Below are 16,088 nucleotides of genomic sequence, written 5' to 3'. Positions count from 1 at the left end.
CGCGCCGGAACCGCCATGCTACGGCGCCAACGTCCGCGAGTTTTTACACAGCCTCAGTCAGAACCGGACGCGGCGTGCACACTAGATTTGGGTTCCAGCGCAGTGCCCAGGAGCGGACCTTCCCAACGTCGGTGGAGAGTCAGGTCCGGTCACCACACGACGCATCGATTTCGATCGTCCAGCGGTCCTCGCCGCCGGCGAACCCGCCGATTGCCTGCCCTTCCACGCCACAGTACTACGCCGCTTGGCAACGGCTTTACACAGCGCCGCAACCGGAGTTCCCTACAGATCACAGGGCTCCGAGAAGGCGCGCAAGGCAATCCGCCGACGCCGCCAAGCCGAGTGTGAGACGCCGCATGAAAATCCGGCGAATGCGGTATTATGTTACCGTCACTCCCACTCGATCATCAACTCAGCAATAAGCTTCTGATTTCATTAGCATAAATATCTCACGAGATCGTTATCGCGTCAAGAGATACGTCAAATTACTAAGATGCCGATTTTATTAGACTTTATATTTGTTGACAAATTCAACTTTTCCAACATGAGACAAACAGGAATACAGATCTGTACTGTATATCTTCGCGCACTTTTCTGCACCAGAAGCGCCCCAAAATACGCCAGCGTACGCTCCCGCTATCTCTCACCTCCTCCAGCACATCGCCACTGGCCTATCAGCGCCGCAGCATCCCGGCGTGGTGAACGACCAAACAGCCGGGCGTATTCGCGATTGAATTGCGACGGACTTTCATAGCCCACGCGATTGGACGCCGCTGCTGCGCCCAGCCCCTCGGTCACCATGAGGCGTCGCGCCTGGATCAGGCGGATCGTCTTATGGAACTGCAGAGGTGTCATGCTGGTCACCGTCTTGAAGCGGCGGTGGAACGCAGAGACGCTCATGGCGGCCAAGCGCGCCAGATCGTCAATCGATGCGGGCTGATCGAAGTGCTCCCGCATCCATCGTGCTGCCGCATGAACGCCGGAGAGCGCCGCGCCCGGCGCGGCGATGTCGCGCAGCAGCCAGCCCTGCGGCCCCTGGAGCACGCGGTAAAGAACTTCACGCTCATAAACGGGCGCGAGGACAGGAATGTCTTCGGGCCGCTCCATCAGCCGCATTAACCGGACCCAGGCATCGAGCAGTTCGGGCGTTGTCGCGCCGACGGAATAGCCGCGCTCCTTCCCGACCGAAGGCGGCGCCTGCTCAAGAAGCGATGCGATCACAGCTCGGTCCAGCGTCAGACTGACGGCGAGATAGGGTTCGCCAGTCGGTTCGGCCTGGACCGTTCCAACCGCCGGCAAGTCGACCGACATCACGAAATAGCTCGCCGGATCATACCGCAGCGTTTTGTCGCCGATGGTCATGGATTTTGATCCTCGCAGGATCAAATTGAGCATCGGCTCATAGACTGCGGCCAGTTCGTGCTCGGGAATGGCGCCCTGGGCCATCGCCAACCGCGGTATGCCCGTTTCGGTTCGCCGGCTTTCCGCGCCAGCCGCCAGACGGCGCAATTCGTCCAAGGGCTGTTCCATGCGCACTGCTTGAGCGGTTGCTAGGCCGCGCGCAAGCGCAAAGCAGGATCAGGCAAGGATAAGCCAGGATCTCCCAGCGCCGAGACGACGCCTCCGACCTATCTCCGCCGGACACATCACGCGGAGAAGCAAAAATGTCGGTCGTCATCATCACGGGCGGAAGTCGAGGTCTGGGTCGTAGCGCGGCTCTGCAGTGCGCCCGACGCGGCATGGGCGTGATCGTTACCTACAACAGCCATCCCAAAGGCGCCGAAGAGGTTGTCGCCGAGATCGCGGGGATGGGCGGCAAGGCCAAGGCCTTGGCGCTCGACGTCTCCCGAGTTTCCAGCTTCATCGCCTTCCGCGACGACGTCGCCCAGGCGCTTGAAACCTATTGGGCGCGCGACCGCTTCGACTTCCTGGTCAACAACGCCGGCCACGGCCTCTTCGAGCCCATCGCAAGCGTCACCGAAGCGCAGTTCGACGGTCTCCTGAACGTGCATCTGAAGGGGCCGTTCTTCCTGACCCAGAGCCTGCTCCCGTTGATGGCCGACGGCGGCGCCATCGTGAACATCACCAGCGCCACGACCCGCGCGGCCACCGCCGGTGTCGCTCCCTATGCCGCGTTCAAGGGCGGGCTCGAGATCCTGACCCGTTACATGGCCAAGGAGTTCGGCGATCGGCGCATCCGCGCCAACGCCGTGTCACCCGGCGCGATACGCACCGAACTCGGCGGCGGCCTGCCCGCGGATTTCGAAGCGCTTCTCGCGGGACAGACCGCCTTGGGGCGCGTTGGCGAGCCGGACGACGTTGGCAAAGTCGTGGCGGCCCTGCTGTCCGATGAAGGTGCCTGGATCAACGCCCAGTCGATCGAGGTGGCTGGCGGTTACATGATCTGATGGCGCGGGACGCGATCATCCAAGGGCGTGCGGCGCGGCTTCAAGCCGCCCAACGCGTCCATGGCTGACCATACCGGTCCGCTCGTCGAACGCCGCTTCCTATGGTTTCGGCCAGCTTCCTCGGAAGGTCCTCACCATGTCCATGACGCTCTATAATTTCCCCCTCTCCGGCCACTCCCACCGCGCCCGGCTGTTCCTTTCGCTCCTGGGCGAAAAGGCCGACATCGTTGACGTCGACCTCGCCCAGGGCGAGCACAAGTCGCCAACCTTCCTGGCGATGAACAGCCTGGGCCAGGTGCCGGTGCTTCAGGACGGAACGACCAGCATCGCCGACTCCAACGCCATCCTGGTCTATCTGGCCAAGAAGGCGGGTCGGACTGACTGGCTGCCGGAGACTCCGGAGGAGGCCGCCCGCGTCCAGCGTTGGCTGTCGATCGCCGCGGGCGAGATCGCCTCCGGCCCGGCCTCGGCGCGACTTATCACCCTGTTCGGGGCCAAGCTCGATCCGGAGAGGACCATCGCCAAGGCTCACGCCATCCTCAAGGTGATGGACGATGAGCTGGCGAGATCGGACTACCTGGCAGGCTCTCGTCCCACCATCGCCGACGTGGCGGCCTATTCGTACGTCGCCCATGCGCCGGAGGGCAACGTCGCTCTGGACGACTACGGCGCGGTACGGGCGTGGATCGCGCGGATCGAGGCCTTGCCGGGCTTCGTGCCGATGCCGATCTCGCGCGTGGGCCTGCGGGCTTGAAGCGCGCTCGCCCGCGTGACTTCGACCACTCGGCGCGTCCGCATGCGGACGCACCGAGTTCTCGATCCGCGCAGGCTTCGAAGCTTGAAGCCGAACACATTCCCTCGCCGATCGAAGCTCGCCTGATGATCGAGGTCGAACGCGGGGCCAGCCTTCATCTCGCCAGCTGCTGGCTCGCCTGAGATCAGCTCTGAAGGTCACGACAATGTCCTCGCCCTCACTGCCCGTCTGGCCGCATGCGCGCTCGCCGTTCCACGCCGGAGAACAGGCGGTGCAGGAGCGCGTGGGCGTCCGTGAACGGATCGAGACCCTTGGCCGCAAGGTGATCCGGGGCGAGATGCCCGAACAGCACCAGACCTTCTTCGCGCAGGTCCCGTTCTTAGTGTTGGGCGTGCGCGGCGACGACGACTGGCCTTGCGCCACCCTGATTGGATCCGCCCCCGGTTTTGCCCACGCGCCGACGGCGACGAGCCTGGTGGTGGGAGCTCTCCCCCACTCGGAAGACCCCGCGCTCGCGGGCCTGCGTCTGGGCGGCGCGGTCGGCGTGCTGGGCATAGAGCTGCCCACGCGGCGTAGAAACCGCCTCAACGGCCGGATCGAAGCGCTGAACGAGAGGGGTTTCGTCATCGCCGTCGATCAGAGCTTCGGTAACTGTCCTCAGTACATCCAGACGCGGGCGTTCGAGGCCGCGCCGCCGCGGGGCCTCGAGCCGGCCACGCGACAGTCGGGCCTGGATGAGGCCGCGCGCGCCTTGATCGCCGCGGCCGACACCTTCTTCATCGCCTCGGCCGCGCCGCCTGGGCAGGCTGAAAATCCGGTCGACGGCGTCGATGTCTCTCATCGCGGCGGCAAACCCGGCTTCGTGCGGGTCGAGGGCGATGTTCTGACCGCCCCCGATTTCGTCGGCAACTACCTCTTCAACACACTCGGAAACCTCACCCTCGATCCGCGCGCGGGACTGGTGTTCCCCGACTTCGCGACCGGCGACTTGCTGCATCTGGCCGTTACGGCGGAAATCGTCTGGGACGGACCGGAGGTGGAAGCCTATGCCGGCGCCGAGCGGCTGTTGCGCTTCACCGTCGATCGCATGGTCCGCGTTCCCGCCAGCCTGCCGTTGCGCGCCGTCGGCGATGTCGGCCTCTCTCCCTATCTGGAGCGGACTGGATCCTGGGCGAGCCGGTCACTGGCGGACTGGGGTCTGCGGGACTACAAGCGCCTACGCGTGGTGCGCATCCTCGACGAAACCCGTTGGGTGCGCTCCCTCTGGCTTGAGCGGGAGGATGGCGGCGCGCTGCCCTCCTTCACCCCCGGCCAGTTCCTGCCCATTCGCCTGCCGATCGGCCGCAACCGGTTGACGCGCACCTACACGATTTCGGATCGCTTCGACGGCCGCTACTATCGCCTGAGCGTCAAGCGCCAGGGCGCCGCCTCGGGCTGGCTTCATCAGGCCAAGATCGGCGACACACTGGATGCCCTGCCGCCCAGGGGCGGCTTCGTGCTCGACGCTCGATCGCAGCGGCCGGTGGTGCTGGTCTCGGCCGGCATCGGGATCACCCCGATGGTGGCGATGCTGAATGGGCTGCTCGCCGAGACGCCTGACAGGCCGGTCTGGTTCTTCCATGGCGCGCGGAGCGGGGAAGAACACGCCTTCGCCGATCATGTGATGCGTCTGGCTGGCCGCCACGCCAGTCTTCGAGTGATCACCGCCTATGACGCTCCGCGTGACGAGGATCTGGCGCGCGGCGTCCTGGCGGGCCGTATCGATCTCGACCTCATCCGCCGGACGCTGCCGCTTGACGACTACGAGTTCTATCTTTGCGGTCCGCCTGGCTTCATGCGGACGCTGGCTGAAGGACTGCCAAGGCTCGGCGTCGCGCCCCAGCGCATCCACAGCGAGGCTTTCGGTCCGGCCTCCCTCCCCCAAAACAGCGCCGAGACGACCAGGGAGGCGTCGCCCAGCGCGCTCGTGACCTTCGCGTCCATTGGCAAGACGACGCCATGGTCGAGGAATTGCAGCAGCCTCCTGGACCTCGCCGAACAATCGGGGCTCGAGCCCCCATCGGGTTGTCGCATAGGCGTCTGCGGCGCCTGCCGAACGAAGATGTTGTCGGGCGCCGTGGCCTACGACATCGCGCCGACGGCGGAACACGCCGCGGACGAAGCGCTGCTCTGCTGCGCCAGACCGGCCACAGATCTTGTTCTCGACCTCTAGCGATCAAGGGTTCTCATGACCAAGCCCGTTCCATCCCAGGCCATTGAAATCACCCGCTTCGATCTCGTCGAAGGGCTGACGATCGGTGACTTCATCCGCGCCAACGCCGACGTCGATCCCTGGCTCTTGCGCCAACCCGGCTTCGTGTCGCGACAGATCGCCCAGGACGCGGACGGTCAGATCATCGACATGTTGGTCTGGGCGAGCGCCGCGCAAGGTCGGGCGGCAGCCGGCCGGCTGATGTCCGAGCTCGCCAACTCGCCCGTCCATGACGCCATAGACCAGAACACTGTGTCGTGGACGGTCGCGCCGGTGTTCCACCGTCTCGAGGCGGACGCCGCTCAGACCGGATGACGGACCTGGAGGCGGCGTTCAGCCAAAGGCGTGCGGCCCGGCTTCAAGCCCGCTGATGACGCGGGGCGCATTCTCCGGGGACGCGACAGGTTGCCGTCGCGCCGAAATTCAAGGAAAAAACCATGAGCGATCCCCAGCCCCTCTCGCGCCATGGCGCGGTTCTCGCCATCGCCCTCGCAGGCCTGCTCGGCGTCCAGCCCGGCGCCGCGACCGCACAGACGCCCTACGCCAACATCAACAAGGCGGCCGCCGCTGCGGACGTCACCCTCACGCCGCTGCGTGGCGGCGTCTATCTCGTCGAAGGCTCTGGCGGGAACATGGCCGCCATCGGCGGTCCGGAGGGTCTGCTGCTGGTCGACGACGGCATCGCGCTGTCCAAGACCAAGATGCGGACGGCGCTCAAGCGCGTGGGCAAGGGTCGGCTAAGGTATGCGATCAACACCCACTGGCATTGGGATCACACCGACGGCAACAGTTGGGCGCGCCAGGACGGCGCGGTCGTGGTGGCCCACACCAACACCGCCCGCCATCTGGAGGAGACCATTCGCGTCGAGGAATGGGGCCACACCTTCACGCCGGTCGCGGCCGACGGGCGCGCCGACGTGCGTATCACCGGGACGACGACGATCGCCTTCGCCGGCGACCAGCTCGTCCTGCGCCCGTACGCGCCATCCCACACCGATGGCGACCTCTCGGCCTACTTCGCCCAGGCCGATATTCTGCTCACCGGCGACACCTGGTGGAACGGCCTCTACCCGTTCATCGACTACGTCGCCGGCGGCGGCATCGACGGGATGATCGCGGCCGCCGACGCCAGTATCGCTCAGGCCGGACCGCGCACCATCGTCGTTCCGGGCCATGGACCGGTCGGCGGTCGCGACGATCTGATCGCCTATCGCGCGATGCTCGCGACCATTCGCGACAATGTGGCCAAGCTCAAAGCCCAGGGCCTGAGCGTCGATCAGGTGATCGCCGCGCGCCCCACCGCCGCCTTCGATGAGGTCTGGGGCAAGGCGATCATCAGCCCTGAACTCTTCACGCGCCTCGTCTATCGCGGCGTGTGACCCGGATCCGAAGCTCTCCGTCCCGAGCTTCGGTAGGCTCGTCGCCCTCCCCTCCCCCAAACGGGGGCGACGAGCCGCTCAGGCGATTGAATCGCCGAGCGCGTGGCGCATGGCCTCGAGCGCGGCGATCATCGCCCGCATGGCGGCGGGATTGTATTCGCCCTGCCCCGCCGGGCCGTGGTGGATCTCCAGGGATTGGCCGCCGCCCAGATCCATATGAAAGGTGTCCAGGGTCCGGAACCGTCCCGCCGCCGGCGCCCCATCCGGCGCCAGCTCGTTCGCGCCGGCGTCGGTGTCGACGGCGCCAAGCTGCTCCAGTTGGCCGTTCAGCAGTGTCTTGAGCGTGGGGTCCAGGCTACCGCCGGGCGGTCCCAGCAACGTCAAGGAAAAGCCGTTGGCGGTGTCGGCCCCGAACAGGCTCGTCGGGCTTTGCAGCGAGGCAGTCTTGGGAAGTGGGATGGGGTCGGCTGGCGAGGGCGAAGCGGTGGGCGCGCCCCCTTTCCGCGACAGGCTCGCAATGGACTGACCGGCCGTCAGACCCATGATGCTCATGATGAAACCCTCCTCGGTCTATGACTGAGGACAGCGTCGCAACAAACGCGCCGCGGATCAGACGTCCAAGCCGCGACCAACCTGTTCCCAAAAGCGATCGCCCGGGCGGCGGGATATGCCTAGCCTGGTGACGAACGTGCCCGGCGCGTTGCGCTTAGCGAGCCTTCAAATTCGGCGATGGCTTCCGCCAGCGCGGCAGGGTTGGACAGAAACGGCGAATGATCGGTATCCAGCGTCGCGCATCCGGCCAAGGCCAGGCGCGCCGACATCGCCGCCTGGGTTTCCAGCGGAATCGTCTCATCGCGGGCGCATTGGACGTAGAAGCGCGCCAGGTCGGCCGGCGGATCGCGCGGCAAGGGCTCCGCTGCGGGGCCCAGCGCCTGCCAGGTCGCGCAACGGTCGGCGGCCCATCCGGCCAGCCCGTCGGGACAAGCTGAGTAGAAGGCGGCGATGCGGTCGGACCGGCTCAGCGCCGCCACCCCACGTTCGGCGTCGACGATCATCTTGGGAACCGCCGCGCCGGCCGGACCCAGACCAAGCGCCTGAAGGTGCGACTCGCCGGCAAGCGGCGCGCTGGCGGCGACGTAAACCAACGCCTCGACGCGGTCAGGGCGCATCGCCGCGGCGGCTGCGATCGCCGCGCCCCCGAGCGAGTGACCGACCAGCCAGACCGGCTCGTTGCCGATCGCCTCGACGATCGCCCGCGCGCAGTCGGCAAGACCGATCCCCCCCAGCGCGGCCGCCGCCTCGCCAACGCCGGGCAGGTCGATGGCCTCCGCACTGTGTCCCTGCCGCTGGAGCAACGTCTCGAGTCGCGACCAGCACCATGCGCCGTGCCAGGCGCCGTGGACGAGGATGAAACGCGCCATGGCTCAGGACTCCGTGCTGGTCAGCACTTGAAGGTGCAAGAACGGCTCCTCGCGCTCGCGGGCGACCGCCGCAAGGTCGGCGACCAACACCTTGGGGTTCAAGGCGACGTGCGCGGCCTGCAGGCGGGTTGCGACCTCCAGGGCGATCGAGGGTTCGTCGGACCAGACCGCCGCGCTCGGTCGGCCCGGCAGGGTGTTGGCGACCGCGATCGCTTCATCGAGATCGCCATAAGGGATGACCGTCGCCACCGGCGCCCACGGTTCGCTGCGGAAGAGGCTCATCGTCGCCGAGACGTTGACCGCCAAGGCCGGGGCCATGACCGCGCCTTGCCTCGGCGATCCGTCGTCAGCTGGCAAGATGATCTCTGCCCCGGCGTCCTCCGCCTGGCTAAGCAGGGATGTCGCGCGCGTCCGCGCCGTTTGGGAAATCAGTGGTCCGATCACCGTGCGAGCGTCTCGGGGATCGCCGATGGACAGAGCCCCGGCCAGGGCGGACAGAGCCTCGACCAGTTCCGCCTGGCGATGTCGCGGCGCCAGCAGGCGGCTGGGATTGGATGGCCCCTGACCGCTGGCCAGGAACAGCCTTGGCCCCAATGCCGAGATCACTTGGTTGAGATCCGCGTCCGGCAGCAGAATACCGGTCGCGCGGCTCTGTAGGCCAAGAACGAGTGACTTGCCGACCGACGCGCGCGCGCGGGCCAGGTCGGCCGCCAACGTCGCGTCGCCGGAAAAGGCCAGCCAGTCGATCCCGGAATGCGCCGCCATCCCAAGGCAGGCCGCATCGTCGGCGACCACGATACTGAACACGCCGTCGGGAAGCCCCGCCTCTGCCAGGAGGTCGCCCAGCCCCTGACCATCCAGCGGGCAGGCCGGCGGCAGCGCCAGAACCATCGAGCAGCCCGCCAGCAGACTGGTCAGCAGCCAGGAAACCGCGCTGGGTTGGGTGGCGTTCCAGGCGGCGACGGCGGCCACCACCCCGGCGGGGCGGCGTTGGTCGGTGCGTGATCCATCCAAGGCCCCGCGCGCCGTCGTCAACCGCGCCTCGCCAGCCTTCAGAGCCTGAGCCATCAGCTCGCGCGCCGCGGTCACCGGCAGAGCGGTCTGACGGGCGCTGAGCAGGACAAGCTCGTCCGCCTTCGCGACGTAGAGATTCCAGAAGCGCTCGAGGACCGCCAGGCGGGCCTCGAGACTGGCCCCCGACCAGCTTCGTCGCTGCAAAGCCTCGCGCGCGGCCTGAACCGCCAGGTCGATGTCGCCGGGGCCGGCCAAAGGCGCTTGGCCAAGCCAGGTGTCATCATAAGGGGAGCGGACCTCGACGCGTAGTCGGCCGAGCGGCGCTTGTCGCCGGCCGCCGATGAAGTTACGCCGATAGGACAGCATGTCGTTATGAGCTCGTTCGCGATCGCCACACGGCGGCGCGAAGGCGTTCCGGACGGCTTCACGAGCTTGGTGCGCCATCGCCCCGGTCGCCAGTTCAGGGACGTGAATCGGTGTGAAAACGCCTTGCTCAAGCAAGCTTTGACAGCATGTCGGCCGCTCGCCGGGCCAAGGGACCATCGCGGTCGGGCATCGCCGCCAATAGTTGCCGGACGCGGTCTTGGGCCTCGCCAGGCGTCTTCGCCGCGTCGCAGGACAGCAGCGCCATGGCCGCCGCGAGTTCCAGGCTAAGCGCCGCCCCCGCCCGCGCGGCTTCAAGCGCCTGCCAGGCATAGTCTCGCCTCACATCCTCGCCATCGCCAGCGAGCACCTCGCTGGCGATCAGATAGAGCCTTGGCAGATCGTAGTGCTGGCCGATCGCTCGGGCGTCCTTCAGCGCCGCAAGGATCCGCCGGCGCGCCTTGGCATGTTCACCCAGGGCGTGAAGCCCTTGAGCAAGCGTCCCGGAAAACGCGGGCGAGAGGATGCGATGGGCTTCCCGATCCAGGCGCTCCAACGCCTGACCTAGGCCTTCGACACCCTTGGCGTATCGCCCGCGGCCGATATCCAGTTCTCCGGCCAGGGCCAGGCCCACCCCATGATAGGGGCCGATGCCGTGGCGGGCCGAATGTTCGATCAGACGGACCACGAGGCGGTCAGCCGTTTCCCAGTCCTCGTCCCAGAGCGCCACCGTCGCGGTGTAGATCAAGGCGATGCACAAACTGACCGGGCGGCCGCCGCGTTCGGCTTCGACCACCGCGGCCTCGCATACCTCGATCGACCGCGCGCGCTCGCCGCGAAGCCAGAGCGCACGACACAACACGATCATCGCGCGCACCTTGTGGTCATATCCGAAGACGTCCGCGCCGTCGGTGTCGGCCGCGGCCCAGTAGGCAAAGCCCTGGTCGATCGCCTCCTGGGCCCGGCGCTGGTCGGCGACCAGGTGCAATGAAGTGCCGAGCATCCATTGCGCCAGCGCCGCTCCGCCCGGATCGCGCGCGGCGTCGCAGAGCTCGGCGCATTGGCGTCCGCAGTCGAGCGCGGCGGAGAACTCGCCGATCCGAGTGAGGAAGATATGCTGGCCGGCCAGCAGCTGCACCTGATCGGCCCGCGCCTTCAGGCGTTCCGCGAGCGAAAGGCCACGCTCGATCGTCTCGCGGACGGCGTCATGGTTGCCGCGACCGAACATGCGTGCGATCGCGATCGCTTCCAGCAGCCTCAGCTCCTCGCCCCCTCCCCGCCGTCCTTCGGCCAGCCTGTTCAAGGCGCGGACGCACCAGGTCTCACAGTCCTCCAGCAGGGCGCGAGAGAGCATCAGGGGCGCAGCGCCAATCGCCAGACTGGAAAAGAGATCGTCGGGACTGGCCGCTTCAGCCCATCTGAGGGCGGCGAGCACATCCCCGACGGTGGGCGGCGCCGACGGGGCGCGTCTTTGGAAGAGCGATCCGTCGGATCCGCCGCCTTCTTGAAGGCGCGCGAGGACCTGCCTGGCGTGACGCTCGGCGATGGTTGCGGCCTCCCCGCTGCGGGTCAACTTGGCCAGCGCATAGGCCCGGGTGGTGTCGAGCAGCCGGAACTGAACGGGTCCCGCGCCGCCATGGGAGGTCCAGACGAGCGACTTGTCGACCAGGCTCGTCAGGGCGTTGGCCACCTCGAGCGCGTCGTCGCCGGGGTCTCCGGCCACGGCATGGGCGTCCTTCAAGCCGAACGGTCCAGTGAACAGGGCCAGGCGCCGCAGCACCCGCTGGTCTCGCGCGTTCAGCAGATCATGGCTCCAGTCGAGCAGCGCCTGAAGCGTCTGGTGGCGTGGGGCGGCGTCTCGGCGCCCTGGCCACTGCAGCCCCAAGCTCTCATCGAGCAGGTCGACGACGCCCCTGAGGCCTAGAGCCCCGACGCGACTGGCGACGAGCTCGATCGCCAGAGCCAAGCCGTCCAGCCGACGGCAGATGTCCCCCGCCAGGCGCGTCTCCGCCTGAGTCCATGGCCCCCGTCGACCGCTGACTTCGGCGCGCTCGACAAAGAGCTGCACCGCCGAATAGTCAAGCGGCTCGCCCGCGGCGTCGGCGTCATCGGCGTGTGGAAAGTCCAGAGGGTCGAGCAGGTGGACGGTCTCGGCCTCCACGCGAAGAGCTTCGCGGCTGGTGACGAGGATCCGATAGGCGTCAAGCCGGCGGGTGAGCCGATCGCAGAACGTCGCGACCGCTTCGACCAGGTGTTCACATCCATCAAGGACCAGCAGCAACCGATGGCCGGCCAGCGCCGTGATCACCGTCTCCTCGAGCTCGCGCCCCGGTCCGTCCAGGCCCAGGGCCGCCGCCACCGCCTTGATCAGCGCGGCTTCATCGTCAGCCGCGCTGAGATCGACGAACACGGGCTCGACCGCCGCCCGCGCCTTCAAGGCCTGGGCGACCAGCGCCGCGACCGTGGTCTTGCCCAGACCGCCAGCGCCGACGAGCGAAATCAGACTCCGTTCGCCCAGGGTCGTCACAAGGCGATCGACGACGACGTCGCGCCCGATCACGCGCGCGGCCGGCAGCGGCAGGCGGGTGGAAAGGTTATGGGCCGCTGGCGGAGCAGCCGACGGCTGAACATGCTCGGGTGGAAGGTTAAGCCAACGCACCGGCGCGACGAAACAGTAGCCCCGGCCGACCACGTTCTCGATGTAGCGCGCCCCCTCCTCGCCCTCGCGCAGGGTCTTGCGCAGCCCCGAAACCGCGACCCGCAGGTTGGACTCCTCGACCGTCAGACCGGCCCAGGCTCGTTCGATCAACTGTCGATGGGTCAGCACGCGACCATGCTCACCGACCAGAGCGATCAAGACCTCGAGCGCGCGCGCGCCGATGGCCACGGGAACGCCCTGCCGCGTCAGCAATCGCTGCTCGGGGGCGAGCACGTAGGGACCGAACAGCGCTTGGCGTGCGCCGGCGGCCTCGCCCGAGTCGATGGCGCGTGCGTCCCCCAAACCGACTGTCCCCTCCTAAGACGCGGATACAACCGCGACGGACGCCAGGTCAGCGCCGCGGGCCGGCCAGTTCGCCACAGTCAGGGTTCGTTGGCTTGTCCGCAAGCACGATTGTTCAAATCGCCACGCGGTCCTTGGCGCTCGTCGTTCGGCGTCTGCAGCCCCTGGAGACGCCCGAAGATCACGCCGGCCTCGCCGCGAGCGAGGACGGCGCTGAGGTCCGACCAGGTTTCCGAGCGGACCGCCCGGTAAGGACGAACACGGGGCGGGGGCGGCGGCCTCACGCGACCGCCTCCGTCTTGGTCCACAGGGTTTGGGCCGTCTCGCGGCCGCCCCGGTGACTACGGCGCCAGGCCGCCGGCGGACAGCCATAATGCTTGCGGAAGGCGCGGGTCAGGTGAGCCTGATCGCACAGCCCGCAGGCGTAGGCGATCTGGGCCAGACCCTCGTCACTGCTCACCATCATGTGCCGGGCCCGCTCGAGCCGCTGGCGCATGATGTAATCCGATGGCGTCAGGCCGAAGGTAACATTGAAGCAGCGACCCAGCTGGCTGGTGCTGATGCGGATCACGCGAGCCAACTCACCGACCTTGATGGTCCGTTCGATGTTTTGCTCGATGAATTCCGCCAGACGGCGCAATCGCCAGCCGGTGAGACGCGCGCCTTTGGGGCGGGGTGGCGTGTTGTCGGGAGTCGCCGGCGCGACATCCAGTTCCCGATCGATGATCCTATGCGCCTGGCCCAGATAGGTCCGCGCCGCGTGCCGGTCGCTGTCCAGCGACTTGAGCGCGTCGTCGATCAGAGCACGGACCATATCGTGTCCGGGCCTTGCCCAGGTCGGGCCGTCCGTCAGGGCGATACTGTGCATGGGAGCCTCCTTGTCGTGATGACAGGAGCATCGGCCCGCATCGCGCCGAGCGCGCGTTAAGCGCCGTGACCAGGCGTGAGACGTCGCGAAGGTTGCAGCTCACGGTCACATAACATCGTTCGACGGAGACTTCACGAGACTTCACATCGCCTGACTCGTGGCGCCGCGCAGGCCGTGCGCACATCAAAGGGCGAGCAGCGCATGCGCCTCGCGCCCCTCCCACCGCTTTCAAAAGAGGCCGCCATGCGTCCCCCGCTTCCCCCTTTCACCCTCGAGACCGCTCGCCAGAAGGTTCAGGCGGCCGAGAATGGCTGGAACAGCCGAGATCCCGCCGCCGTGGCCCAGGCCTACACGCCAGACAGCGTCTGGCGAAACCGCAGCGACTTCGTCACCGGCCGCGAAGCCATCGTCGCGTTCCTGACCCGCAAGTGGGACAAGGAGCAGGAGTATCGGCTGATCAAGGAACTTTGGGCCTTTACCGACAACCGCATCGCCGTTCGCTTCGCCTACGAATGGCGCGATGCGACGGGCACCTGGTTCCGCTCCTACGGCAACGAGAACTGGCAGTTCAACACCGAGGGTCTGATGGAATGGCGTCTGGCCAGCATCAACGACCTGCCGATCAGCGAGTCCGAGCGCCTGTTCTTCTGGCCGCTCGGCGCGCGGCCAGCCGACCATCCGTCGCTGTCCGCCCTGGGTCTCTGATCCTCCGTCCGTCCATCGCCTCAGGAAAAAGGACCCTCTGATGACCATGCTCAACTGGAACGACTATCGCGATCAGCTGATGAAAGGCGTCGGCGAGCTAGGCAGGCTTTCGCCAGACACCGTGCGCGGCTACGCCACGCTAAGCGGCGCGGGTGCCAAGACCGGCCACCTCGAGGCCAAGACGCGTGAACTGATCGCCCTCGCCGCCTCCATCAGCCTGAGGTGCGACGGCTGCATCACGGTTCATACCGAGGCCGCCCATCGACTGGGGGCCACGCGCGAGGAGATCGCCGAAGCCCTAGGCGTGGCCATCGCCATCAACGCTGGCGCGGCCCTGGTCTATTCGACGCGGACACTGGACGCGCTCGACACCCTGCCGCGGCCCTAGGCGATTACGAAAGCGGCCGCGGGCGCGCTAGCCCCGCGCGCCGCGACGCCAAGCGGCCGGCGTCTGGCCGTAGGCCTTGCGAAAGGCGCGGCTGAGGTGGGCTTGATCGCAGAGGCCGCAAAGCTGCGCGATCTGCGCCAGGGCGTCGTCGGTTTCCAGCATCAGACGCTGGGCCATCAGCAGGCGCCTTTGCATGATGAATTCCGATGGCGAAAGGCCAAAGGTCGCTTTCAAGGCCCGACCAAGCTGGCCGGTGCTCATCTTCGCCGCGCCGGCGAGCTCGGCGCTGTAGAGCGTGCGCCCGATATTATCGTCGACAAAGGCGACTATCTGGCGCGCGCGCCAGGTTGGCAGCACGCAACCGGTTGCTCCCGCCGACGCGCGGCTTTCGTCGCGCGGCGGCGGCTCCAGAAGTTCCCGCGCCCGGGCGACCAGCACCTGGGCTGCGATCGGGTCGGCGGGCAGCGCGCCCAGCGCCTGATCCAGCAGGACGGCGACCCTCAGCTGCAACGGCCTGGGCGCGCGGATCTCCGAGGCTGTCAGCGCCATGGCGATCCGCCCGCTTGCGAGTCTTCACAGCGCGCAACACCGCACAACACCAAAGGCGAGCGCGTCGAAACTAGTCTGCTCGCCAGGTTCGACGAAGGCCGTCGCGCCCCAAGGAGCTCTCCCCCATGAAGACCTGGTTCATCACTGGCGCAGCCCGCGGCCTGGGCGCTCGGATCGCCGAGCGCGCGCTTCAGGCCGGCGATAGAGTCGTCGCCACCGCGCGCGACCCGAGCGCCGTCACCATGCGATTTGGCCAGCGCGCCAACCTGTTGGCCGCGCGGCTTGACGTGACCCAACCGGCGCAGGCCAAGACAGCGGTCCAGGCGGCCCTCGATCAGTTCGGGCCGATCGACGTCCTCGTCAACAACGCCGGCTATGGCTTGGTAGGCGCGGTCGAGGAGGCCAGCGCCGGAGAGATCGAGCAGCTCTTCGCCGTCAACGTCTTCGGGCTGCTGGCGGTGACGCGAGCGGTCCTGCCAACCATGCGCGCCCGGCGAAGCGGCCATATCATCAACATGTCCTCGATCGGTGGCTATCGGGGCGCGGCGGGCTTTGGCGTCTATTGCGCCACCAAGTTCGCGGTCGAAGGCCTCACCGAGGCCCTTCATGCAGAGCTGGCGCCACTGGGCATCCATGTCAGCGCGGTCGAGCCGGGATATTTCCGCACCGACTTCCTGGACCCAACCTCGTTGAAGATCAGTCAGCCGGCCATCGCCGACTATGCCGAGACGGCCGGCGCTGTTCGCATCCGTGTGGACGGGCTCAACCACCAGCAGCCCGGCGATCCAGCCAAGCTGGCCGAAGCCGTCCTGCGATTGGCCAATATGCCCGCGCCCCCGGTACGTCTGCCGCTGGGCGCCGATACCGTCGCGGCGATCGCCGCCAAGCACGCCCGCGACAGCGAGATCCTCGCCACTTGGGGCGGGCTGGCGGCGGACACCGGCCACCGCGCCGACTAGAGGCCGGAAGGCGTAGTCGGCGGCCTGC

General features: G+C 67.4%; 15 protein-coding genes. 8 read left to right on the top strand and 7 right to left on the bottom strand.

Annotated features, from left to right (window positions below):
* Positions 1 to 636 precede the first annotated feature (636 nt).
* Complete coding sequence (locus tag AX690_RS18385) at positions 637 to 1,518, bottom strand: AraC family transcriptional regulator (protein ID WP_231732236.1); 882 nt, start codon at positions 1,516 to 1,518, stop codon at positions 637 to 639.
* Positions 1,519 to 1,664: 146 nt separating this feature from the next.
* On the opposite strand from AX690_RS18385, the gene AX690_RS18380 reads away from it, so the two are divergent.
* The 5 genes from AX690_RS18380 to AX690_RS18360 all read left to right on the top strand — a co-directional run bounded on the left by AX690_RS18380 (position 1,665) and on the right by AX690_RS18360 (position 6,792).
* The gene (locus AX690_RS18380) at positions 1,665 to 2,408 is read left to right on the top strand and encodes an SDR family NAD(P)-dependent oxidoreductase (RefSeq protein WP_066681165.1); all 744 of its coding nucleotides are present in this window, start codon (positions 1,665 to 1,667) and stop codon (positions 2,406 to 2,408) included.
* A gap of 136 nt (positions 2,409 to 2,544) precedes the next feature.
* Positions 2,545 to 3,162, top strand: a complete 618-nt coding sequence (locus AX690_RS18375) for a glutathione S-transferase family protein (protein ID WP_197426903.1) — start codon at positions 2,545 to 2,547, stop codon at positions 3,160 to 3,162.
* A 322-nt stretch (positions 3,163 to 3,484) separates the two neighbouring features.
* Positions 3,485 to 5,374: a pyridoxamine 5'-phosphate oxidase family protein gene (locus tag AX690_RS18370; RefSeq protein WP_231732235.1), complete on the top strand. Its 1,890-nt coding sequence runs from the start codon at positions 3,485 to 3,487 to the stop codon at positions 5,372 to 5,374.
* A 15-nt stretch (positions 5,375 to 5,389) separates the two neighbouring features.
* Entirely contained in the window at positions 5,390 to 5,728 is a 339-nt protein-coding gene (locus AX690_RS18365) for a hypothetical protein (protein WP_066681162.1), read from the top strand.
* 122 nt (positions 5,729 to 5,850) lie between these two features.
* Complete coding sequence (locus AX690_RS18360) at positions 5,851 to 6,792, top strand: MBL fold metallo-hydrolase (protein ID WP_066681160.1); 942 nt, start codon at positions 5,851 to 5,853, stop codon at positions 6,790 to 6,792.
* Positions 6,793 to 6,870: 78 nt separating this feature from the next.
* On the opposite strand, the gene AX690_RS18355 is transcribed toward AX690_RS18360, so the two are convergent.
* The 5 genes from AX690_RS18355 to AX690_RS18335 form a co-directional block, all read right to left on the bottom strand.
* Positions 6,871 to 7,344 carry a hypothetical protein gene (locus AX690_RS18355; protein WP_066681159.1) on the bottom strand — a complete coding sequence of 158 codons (474 nt, stop codon included), beginning with the start codon at positions 7,342 to 7,344 and terminating at the stop codon, positions 6,871 to 6,873.
* A 119-nt stretch (positions 7,345 to 7,463) separates the two neighbouring features.
* Entirely contained in the window at positions 7,464 to 8,213 is a 750-nt protein-coding gene (locus tag AX690_RS18350) for an alpha/beta fold hydrolase (RefSeq protein ID WP_066681158.1), read from the bottom strand.
* A 3-nt stretch (positions 8,214 to 8,216) separates the two neighbouring features.
* The gene (locus AX690_RS18345; protein WP_066681157.1) at positions 8,217 to 9,593 is read right to left on the bottom strand and encodes an aldehyde dehydrogenase family protein; all 1,377 of its coding nucleotides are present in this window, start codon (positions 9,591 to 9,593) and stop codon (positions 8,217 to 8,219) included.
* A 127-nt stretch (positions 9,594 to 9,720) separates the two neighbouring features.
* Positions 9,721 to 12,591 (bottom strand): winged helix-turn-helix domain-containing protein, encoded by a 2,871-nt coding sequence (locus AX690_RS18340; RefSeq protein WP_066681152.1) that lies wholly within the window; start codon positions 12,589 to 12,591, stop codon positions 9,721 to 9,723.
* 280 nt (positions 12,592 to 12,871) lie between these two features.
* On the bottom strand, positions 12,872 to 13,459 hold the full coding sequence (locus AX690_RS18335; protein WP_082769733.1) for a helix-turn-helix domain-containing protein: 588 nt from the start codon (positions 13,457 to 13,459) through the stop codon (positions 12,872 to 12,874).
* A gap of 243 nt (positions 13,460 to 13,702) precedes the next feature.
* On the opposite strand from AX690_RS18335, the gene AX690_RS18330 reads away from it, so the two are divergent.
* Complete coding sequence (locus tag AX690_RS18330; protein WP_082769732.1) at positions 13,703 to 14,164, top strand: nuclear transport factor 2 family protein; 462 nt, start codon at positions 13,703 to 13,705, stop codon at positions 14,162 to 14,164.
* 40 nt (positions 14,165 to 14,204) lie between these two features.
* A complete protein-coding gene (locus AX690_RS18325; protein WP_197426902.1) occupies positions 14,205 to 14,552 on the top strand; it encodes a carboxymuconolactone decarboxylase family protein in 348 nt (115 codons plus the stop codon).
* 27 nt (positions 14,553 to 14,579) lie between these two features.
* On the opposite strand, the gene AX690_RS18320 is transcribed toward AX690_RS18325, so the two are convergent.
* Positions 14,580 to 15,101 (bottom strand): helix-turn-helix transcriptional regulator, encoded by a 522-nt coding sequence (locus tag AX690_RS18320; protein ID WP_066681146.1) that lies wholly within the window; start codon positions 15,099 to 15,101, stop codon positions 14,580 to 14,582.
* A gap of 125 nt (positions 15,102 to 15,226) precedes the next feature.
* Between AX690_RS18320 and AX690_RS18315 the strand changes: the two genes are divergently transcribed.
* Positions 15,227 to 16,060, top strand: coding sequence for an oxidoreductase (locus AX690_RS18315; RefSeq protein WP_066681142.1), 834 nt, complete (start codon positions 15,227 to 15,229; stop codon positions 16,058 to 16,060).
* The last annotated feature ends 28 nt before the right edge of the window (positions 16,061 to 16,088 follow it).

It is taken from the genome of Caulobacter sp. CCH9-E1 (genome assembly GCF_001556515.1).
Taxonomy (GTDB): domain Bacteria; phylum Pseudomonadota; class Alphaproteobacteria; order Caulobacterales; family Caulobacteraceae; genus Caulobacter.
Note: the sequence above shows the minus strand (reverse complement) of the source record. Positions and strands in the feature narration are given on the sequence as shown.